Raw genomic sequence first — 7361 nt, forward strand, 5'->3', positions numbered from 1 at the left:
GTCTGGCCCGGGCCCGGGTCCGGCTCGACGAACGGGGGCTCGCCCGGGCTGGGGTCCGGCTCGCCGTGCGCCCTCACCATCGGCCGCGCCGGGCCGGTGTCAGGGGCCGCGCCCCCGGGGTGGCTGCCGGACCCGGAGGCCGGCTCCGGCTCGTCGTGCAGCGCGTCGTCGGGGTCGCGGACGCCGGGCCCGAAGATGGTGTCGCAGATCCGCCGGTAGGCGCGGTCGGGGTCGGGAAGCCAGTCGATCTCGCGCATCGCCTGGTCCTGCCCGGCCGACTCCAGCAGGAACTGGCCGTAGCCCAGCACCCGGCCGAACGGGGAGCGGGCGTAGTTCATGTCGGTCACCTTGCGCAGCGGCATCATCGCGACCTTGTGGGTGACCAGCCCGTAGGTCAGCAGCAGCCGGCGGTCGGTCGCGACGAACCACTCGTTGCGCCACTCCAACGCCTTCCACACCAGCCGTCCCAGCACCGCGAGCCAGAGCCACCACACCAGCAGCGCGGCCTCGCCGGCCAGCTGCTCCAGCGGGGTGGAGACCCATGCGACCAGCAGGAAGGCGGCGACCGTGGTGACGGCCGGCTCGAGCAGCTTGCCCCAGTGGTGGCGGGTCGCGACCACGACCTGCTCGTCGTCCAGCAGGTAGCGGTGCAGGATCCGGCTGCTCGCGCGGTCACCCGGCGCCACGAGGGCTCACCCCAGCAACGACTCGAAGAACCGCCCGATGTTCTGGAAGCCGGTGAGGACGATGTCCCAGACCGCCCGGACGATGTCGGCGGCCCGCTCCGGGCTGGTGATCACCGCGTACACCAGGAAGCCGAAGACGAGCCAGGTCAGGATCAGCTTGATCTTGCCGGGCATCGCGGGCTCCTCCACGGTCGCGGTCACGTGTCGACGTGTGGCCACACGTCCCTTGCATGGTGGCAGCCGGGCCGCTCTGGTCGGGGCAGGCACGCCGTAGGTCAGCGGGCCCGCAGCACCCCGGCGGCCGCCATCCGGTCCAGCGCCTCGGCGACCTCGGCGGTGCTGCCGGCGAAGCTCAGCCGCACCCACCGCCGCCCGTGGGCAGTGTCGAAGTCCACTCCCGGGGTGAGCGCCACGCCGGTGCGGGCCAGGACGTCCTGGCACCAGGCCACGGAGTCGTCGGTGAGGTGGCCGATGTCGCACCAGGCGTAGAAGCCCCCGTCCGGCGGCGCGAACGAGTCCAGCCCCAGCGCCGGCAGCCGGTCCAGCAGCAGCTCGCGGGTTTCGGCGTACCGGGCCACGTGGCCGTCCAGCTCGGCGCGCGCCTCCGGGGTGAAGGCCGCGACCGCCGCGTGCTGGGCGATCGCCGGCGGGCAGATGGTCAGGTTCTGGGTGAGCACCTCGACCGGGCGGCGCAGCGCCCTCGGCAGCAGCGCCCAGCCCAGCCGCCAGCCGGTCATCGAGAAGTACTTGCTGACCGAGCCGACCACGACCGCCTCCCGGCTGGTGCGCCAGGCGCTCGCGGTCGGGCGGCCGAAGCTGATGCCGTGGTAGATCTCGTCACTGACCAGCAGCGTGCCGTGCGACTCGCACCAGCGGGCGAGCGCGGCCAGCTCGTCGGGGTCGATGATCGTGCCGGTCGGGTTGGCCGGGCTGGCCACGATCAGCCCCGCCGGCGGCTCCGGCAGCTGCTCCAGCATCGCCACCGTGGGCTGGTAGCGGCTCTCCGCGCCGCAGTCCAGCTCCAGCACCCGGCAGCCCAGCGCCGCGAGCGTGTTCCGGTAGGCCGGGTAGCCCGGACGGGCCATGGCGACGGTGTCACCGGCCTCGAAGGCGGCCAGGAACAGCAGCGCGAACGCGCCCGAGGACCCGGTCGTCACGACCACGTCCTCGGCGGTCACGTCGGTGCCGTCCTGCCGGCGGTGGTGAGCCGCGATCGCCTCCCGCAGCGGCAGGATCCCGGTGGCCTCGGTGTAGCCGAGCACCTCGGCGGCCATCGCGTGCTCGGCGGCGCGGCGCACCGCCGCCGGGGCGGGGGTGGCGGGCTGCCCGGCGCACAGCGGCAGCGCGTCACCGTGGCTACGGGCGCGCTCGGCGGCCGCCCGCAGCACCTCCATGACGTGGAACGGCTCGATGGCCGAGCGCCGTGAGACCCGGGCCATCGCTGCTCAGACCACCCCGTAGAGCCGGTCGCCGGCGTCCCCCAGCCCGGGCACGATGAAGCCGTGCTCGTCGAGGCGCTCGTCGACCGCTCCGGTCACCAGGGTGATCGGCACGTTCAGGTGGGAGGTGTCCCGCTCGAGCCGCTCGATGCCCTCCGGGGCCGCCAGCAGGCAGGTGGTGGTGATGTCGTCGGCGCCCAGGTCGTGGAGGTACTGGATGGCCGCGACCAGAGTCCCGCCGGTCGCCAGCATCGGGTCCAGCAGGTAGCACTGCCGCTTGTCCAGGTCCTCGGGCAGCCGGTTGGCGTAGGTCTGCGCCTCCAGCGTCTCCTCGTTGCGGACCATGCCCAGGAAGCCGACCTCGGCGGTCGGCAGCATCCGCATCATCCCGTCCAGCATCCCCAGGCCCGCGCGCAGGATGGGCACGACCAGCGGCTTCGGGCTAGCCAGGTGCACACCCTGGGTGGGGGCGACCGGGGTGTCGATGTCGAAGGGGGTGGTGCGCACGTCCCGGGTCGCCTCGTAGGCCAGCAGCGTGACCAGCTCGTCGGCCAGCCGGCGGAAGGTCGGGGTGTCGGTCCGCCGGTCCCGCAGGTAGGTCAGCTTGTGGTCGATGAGCGGGTGGTCGGCAACGTGGACGCGCATACGCGAAACTTACCGGGTGGCCCCCGACCCGACACCCGCCCCGGGACCCGACGACCGGGGCGCAGACGCCCGCGGGGGAGGTAGCGGCCCGGCAGCGGCCTGGGCGGACGGCGACGAGGCCGGCTGGGTGCGGGAGGCGCTCGCGCTGGCGCGCGCCGCGGCCGAGCGGTCACGGCAGGACGTCCCGGTCGGGGCCCTCGTGGTCGGCCCGGACGGGACGGTGCTCGGCCGGGGGGCGAACGTGCGCGAGGCGCAGGCCGACCCCACCGGGCACGCCGAGGTGGTGGCGCTGCGGGCAGCTGGTGCCCGGCTCGGGCGCTGGCGGCTGGAGAGCTGCACCCTGGTGGCGACGCTGGAGCCGTGCGCGATGTGCGCCGGCGCGGCCGTCCTGGCACGGGTGGGGCGCATCGTCTTCGGGGCGTTCGACCCCAAGGCCGGGGCGTGCGGCTCGGTGTGGGACCTGCCCCGCGACCGGCAGTCGCTGCACCGTCCGGAGGTGGTGGCCGGGGTCGCCCGGGAGGACTGCGAGCAGCTGCTGCTGGATTTCTTCCGTCAGCGGCGCCTCCGGTAGCCTGCTCGGCGGTGGCGTGTCCGAGCGGCCGAAGGAGAACGCCTCGAAAGCGTTTGTGGGCTTGCGCCCACCGTGGGTTCAAATCCCACCGCCACCGCCGTGAACTTCGACACCGTCGAAGCCGGATGAGCAGCAGAGGGGCGGACCTCCGGGTCCGCCCCTCTGTCGTTCGCCCGCCGGCGCGGCGGAGGTGCAGCACCGCGACGCCCGCTCCGCCCTCCCGGTGCGCTGGCGGTGAGGGGTCAGGTCGCGCGCCGGCCGAGCAGCTTGTGGACGCCGTCGCACCACGGCTGCCGCTGGGACGCGCCGCAGCGGCAGACGGCCACGACCGGTCGCGTCACCGGGTGCACCACGCCCTGCTCGTCGGTGTAGCTGGCCGCGCCGCGCACAAGCGTCGGGCCCCCGGGGACGTCGCGGCGGACCTCTCCGGCCGGACGCCGCGTCATGCCGGTTCCTGCAGACCCGCGGCGACCGGGCCACGCAGCGCGGACTCACCCCGGTGCCAGCGCTCGAGCAGGTGGCTGCCGACCCGTCCCTCGAGGTAGAGGCCCGCGGCCATCCCGAAGACCACCGACTCCAGCTCGGCCGGCTCCCGCGCCACGAGGGCACCGCACAGGTCGCGGATGGCGACCTGCTCGTGGACGGCGTCCGCCTCCACGTGCTCGTCGAAGTAGGCCCAGGCCTGCTCGGGGAGGCCGAGCCGCTGCGCCGCCCCGACGTAGCCCTTGGACGGCAGCGAGCTGGTGGTCTCCACCATCGCGAAGTGGCCGGCCGCGGCAGCCCGCAGCCGGCGGTGGAGGGCAAACGTCGAGACCACGTTGCTGGCGGCGAGGACCACGGCGGGGGCACGGTCCACGTAGCCGCCGTCGGCCGGGTCGAGCCCGCTGGCGCGCATCGCGTCCGCGTACAGCACGGCGTGCTGCCGCTCGGGCCGTCCCGCGCCGTACTCGTCGTAGAGGATCTCCACCAGGTGCACCTTGGCGGCGCGCTGCAGCCGTGGCACCGCGAAGCTGTGCGGGTCGGCCTCCTTGAGCTGGGAGACCGCGCGGAGCAGCAGCAGCTCGTCCCACTGCTCCCGCGTCATCCGGCTGCGGGCGTACCCCGACACCGAGGGCCCGTCGTCGGACTCGGCGAGGGCGAACAACGCGCCGGGCAGGTCCGACCGGGCCGCCTCGCTGGCGCGGGCGACCTGCTCCCTGGTGCGCTCGCGCAGGAACGTCTCGAACGCCTGCTCCAGCTGCTGCCGGACCGCCAGCAGGCCGGGGTGCCACTCCCAGCGGTCGTCCACCGTGGCGAAGCCCCGGTAGTGCAGCTCGTACAGCACCCACAGCGACAGCTGCAGGTCCTCGTCGGCCACCGGGTCCGCCGCGGCACAGGCCGCCTCGGCCGCTGCCTCGAGCCCGGCCCGGTCCTGGGCGGTGAGCTCTCCCGGGACGCCGCTCAGCGTCCGCAGCAGGAGCGCGGACAGCGGACCCCTCGGCTCCGGTGGTGTCACGGTCCCGTCCTTCCCGCCGGCCCGTCGGGCTCGCCGGCATCAGCGGAGACCAGCGTACGAAGCAGCGGTCGAGCACGCGATCCGGTGGCGCACCGCCGTGGCGACTCCACCGGCGTCGGCGCGCTGAGCCGCTACCGTCCCGAGGATGCGGCGGACACCACAGGAGCGGCGGCTGCGGCGGGCGCTCGCCGCGCTGTGCGTCACCCAGGTCGTCAGTTGGGGCGTGCTCTACTACGCGTTCCCGGTAATGGTCGTCCAGGTCGCGGCGGACACCGGGTGGGGGACCGGACCGGCGATGGCGGCGTTCTCGGTGGGGGCGGTCGTCAACGCGCTGGCCGGAGTGCTCGTGGGCCCGCTGCTGGACCGGCTGGGCCCACGGCTGGTGATGTCGGTCGGCTCGGTGGCCGGAGCGCTCGGCGTCGTCGCGGTCGCGTCGGCGCCCACGCTGCCCTGGTTCTTCGCGGCCTGGGTGGTGGTCGGGCTCGGGCAGGCCGGCACGCTGTACCCGCCGGCGTTCGTGGCGCTCACCCGGTGGTTCGAGCCGCCGCGCCGGGTGCGGGCGCTGACGGTGGTGACCATCGCCGGTGGCCTGGCCAGCACCGTGTTCGCGCCGACGACCGCCGCGCTGACGGAGCGGCTGGGGTGGCGCCCGGCGCTGCTGGGGCTGGCAGCGGTGGCGCTGGTGGTGACGCTGCCGCTCCATGCCGGCCTGCTCACGCCGCCGTGGCGGCCCGGCGTCGACCGCGCCCGCGGGCAGGTCACCGCCGAGGAGCGCGCGCACGCCCGGGCCGTCGTCCGAAGCCGGCCGTTCCTGCTGCTGACCGCGGGGCTCGCGCTGGGCACGTTCGGTCTCTACGCCGCGACCGTGAACCTGGTGCCGTTGCTCACCGGGCGGGGCCTGTCGACCCAGCTCGCCGCCTGGGGGCTGGGCCTGGTGGGTGCGGGCCAGCTGGTGGGACGGCTGGGCTACGGCGTGCTGTCGCGGCACACCAGCATCCGGACGCGCACCGCCGGGCTGCTGGCCGGTGGCGGCGCGGTCGTCGTCGTGCTCGGGCTGGTGCCGGGACCGGCCGGGCTGCTGCTGGCCCTCGCCGTGCTCGCCGGCGCGCTGCGCGGGGCGCTCACCCTCGTGCAGGCCACCGCGGTGGCCGAGCGGTGGGGCACCACCGCGTTCGGCCGGGTCAACGGCCTCTTCGGCGCCCCGATCATGGCGGTCATCGCGCTGGCGCCCGGGGCCGGGGCGCTGCTGGCCGGGGCACTCGGCGGGTTCCCCACCGCAGCGCTGGTGCTCGGTGCCGGGGCCGTGGTCGCCGGGGTGCTGGTGGTGCTGACCGGCCAAGACGCCCGGCGCCCGCTGGTAGAGTCGGGGGACCTGAGGGACCTGTCGGGGAAGCCGGTGCGAGACCGGCACTGACCCGCAGCCGTGACCCGCCCCTGCTGGGCCGGGAAGTCGGAATGCCGGCAGTCTCCCAGGCTCGAGACACACCCGCCGCGGTCTGCGGGAGCGAGCCGGTTCGCGCATCGCGCCCTCCGGTCCCGGTCCTCGCAGGCCGGTCGACCCGGAGGTCGCCGACGGTGCCGCAGCCGCAGCCGCACCCCCTCACCGCCCGACCCGGTGCGGGCGGGCAGCCGCGCGCTGTGCCGGCCGCTCCGGCCCCGGTAGCGGCCGCTGACGCCGTCCGGACCCCCCGGCTCCACCCGTGGGCGTGGTGGGGCTGGGCGCTGGGGGTCGCGGTCGCGGCCAGCACCACCACCCACCCCTGGCTGCTGCTCGGGCTCGGCGTGACCGTCGTGGCCGTCGTGCTCGGCTGCCGCGACGACTCCCCGTGGGCCCGGGCCATCTGGGCCTACGTGGTGCTCGCGCTCGTGGTCGTCGCCATCCGGCTGGTCTTCGTCGTCCTCATGGGGGGCGCCGGTGGCGCCACCACGGTGTTCCGGGTGCCCCGGGTCCCGCTGCCGGAGTGGGCGGTCGGCGTCAACGTCGGCGGCCCCGTCACCGCCGAGCGGCTGCTCGCCGGGGCCCAGGACGCCCTCCGCCTCGGCCTGGTGCTGCTGGCGGTCGGTGCCGCGAACGCCCTCGCCAACCCCAAGCGGGCGCTGCGCTCGGTGCCCAGCGCCCTCTACGACGTGTCCGTCGCCGTCGTCATCGCGATCACCGTGGCCCCCCAGCTGGTGCAGAGCACGCTGCGGGTGCGGCGGGCGCGCCGGCTGCGCGGGGGCCGCACCCGCGGGCTGGGGGCGGTCCGCGCGATCGCGGTGCCGGTGCTGGAGGACGCGGTCGACCGGTCGCTGGCGCTGGCCGCCGCGATGGAGGTCCGCGGGTACGGGCGCACCCGGCTGGACGGCCCGCCCCGGCGCCGTCTCACCGGCACCCTCATGAGCGGGTCGCTGGTGCTGCTGTGCCTGGGGGTCTACCTCCTGCTCAGCGCGCAGGCGGCTACCCCGGTGGCGGTCGCGCTGCTGCTCGCCGGACTGGTGCGGGCACTCGCGGTGGGTCCGGCCACGGGCGTAGCGGCGTTACCTCC

Annotated in this window: 9 protein-coding genes, 1 tRNA gene and 1 riboswitch; of the genes, 4 read left to right on the forward strand and 6 right to left on the reverse strand. The window is 75.5% G+C overall.

Annotated features, from left to right (window positions below; all coding sequences use genetic code 11):
• The 4 genes from GFJ45_RS14180 to upp all read right to left on the reverse strand — a co-directional run.
• Nucleotides 1–686: PH domain-containing protein (locus GFJ45_RS14180; protein ID WP_228387083.1), on the reverse strand; the 686-nt coding region annotated here is incomplete at its 3' end.
• Between the two features lie 6 nt (nt 687–692).
• Nucleotides 693–887, reverse strand: a complete 195-nt coding sequence (locus tag GFJ45_RS14185; protein ID WP_153398332.1) for a hypothetical protein — start codon at nt 885–887, stop codon at nt 693–695.
• Nucleotides 888–961: 74 nt separating this feature from the next.
• Complete coding sequence (locus GFJ45_RS14190; RefSeq protein WP_153398333.1) at nt 962–2125, reverse strand: aminotransferase class I/II-fold pyridoxal phosphate-dependent enzyme; 1164 nt, start codon at nt 2123–2125, stop codon at nt 962–964.
• Between the two features lie 6 nt (nt 2126–2131).
• A complete protein-coding gene (gene upp, locus GFJ45_RS14195) occupies nt 2132–2770 on the reverse strand; it encodes a uracil phosphoribosyltransferase (protein ID WP_153398335.1) in 639 nt (212 codons plus the stop codon).
• 127 nt (nt 2771–2897) lie between these two features.
• Here upp and GFJ45_RS14200 point away from each other — a divergent pair, with 127 nt between their 5' ends.
• Both GFJ45_RS14200 and GFJ45_RS14205 read left to right on the forward strand, forming a co-directional pair.
• Nucleotides 2898–3341, forward strand: a complete 444-nt coding sequence (locus tag GFJ45_RS14200; protein WP_228387085.1) for a nucleoside deaminase — start codon at nt 2898–2900, stop codon at nt 3339–3341.
• A 10-nt stretch (nt 3342–3351) separates the two neighbouring features.
• Nucleotides 3352–3438: transfer RNA gene (locus GFJ45_RS14205), tRNA-Ser, on the forward strand.
• 145 nt (nt 3439–3583) lie between these two features.
• Here GFJ45_RS14205 and GFJ45_RS14210 read toward each other — a convergent pair.
• Entirely contained in the window at nt 3584–3787 is a 204-nt protein-coding gene (locus GFJ45_RS14210) for a CDGSH iron-sulfur domain-containing protein (RefSeq protein WP_153398339.1), read from the reverse strand.
• Complete coding sequence (locus GFJ45_RS14215) at nt 3784–4836, reverse strand: iron-containing redox enzyme family protein (RefSeq protein ID WP_153398341.1); 1053 nt, start codon at nt 4834–4836, stop codon at nt 3784–3786. Before GFJ45_RS14215 ends, GFJ45_RS14210 begins: the two co-directional genes overlap by 4 nt.
• Nucleotides 4837–4981: 145 nt before the next feature.
• Between GFJ45_RS14215 and GFJ45_RS14220 the strand changes: the two genes are divergently transcribed.
• Together GFJ45_RS14220 and GFJ45_RS14225 are read left to right on the forward strand one after the other, a co-directional pair.
• Nucleotides 4982–6250, forward strand: a complete 1269-nt coding sequence (locus GFJ45_RS14220; protein WP_153398343.1) for an MFS transporter — start codon at nt 4982–4984, stop codon at nt 6248–6250.
• A riboswitch (cobalamin riboswitch) is annotated at nt 6224–6296 on the forward strand. (Overlaps the previous gene by 27 nt.)
• A gap of 115 nt (nt 6297–6411) precedes the next feature.
• Nucleotides 6412–7361 (forward strand): CbiQ family ECF transporter T component (locus GFJ45_RS14225; protein ID WP_194288686.1); only part of this gene is annotated, 950 nt, incomplete at its 3' end.

This window comes from Ornithinicoccus halotolerans (assembly GCF_009602535.1).
Classification (GTDB): Bacteria; Actinomycetota; Actinomycetes; order Actinomycetales; family Dermatophilaceae; genus Ornithinicoccus; species Ornithinicoccus halotolerans.

Bases quoted from the DNA above. Each gene is read 5' to 3' on its own strand.
- GFJ45_RS14190 (WP_153398333.1), bottom strand. From the start codon at position 2,125: ATGGCCCGGGTCTCACGGCGCTCGGCCATCGAGCCGTTCCACGTCATG.
- upp (WP_153398335.1), bottom strand. From the start codon at position 2,770: ATGCGCGTCCACGTTGCCGACCACCCGCTCATCGACCACAAGCTGACC.
- GFJ45_RS14210 (WP_153398339.1), bottom strand. From the start codon at position 3,787: ATGACGCGGCGTCCGGCCGGAGAGGTCCGCCGCGACGTCCCCGGGGGC.
- GFJ45_RS14220 (WP_153398343.1), top strand. From the start codon at position 4,982: ATGCGGCGGACACCACAGGAGCGGCGGCTGCGGCGGGCGCTCGCCGCG.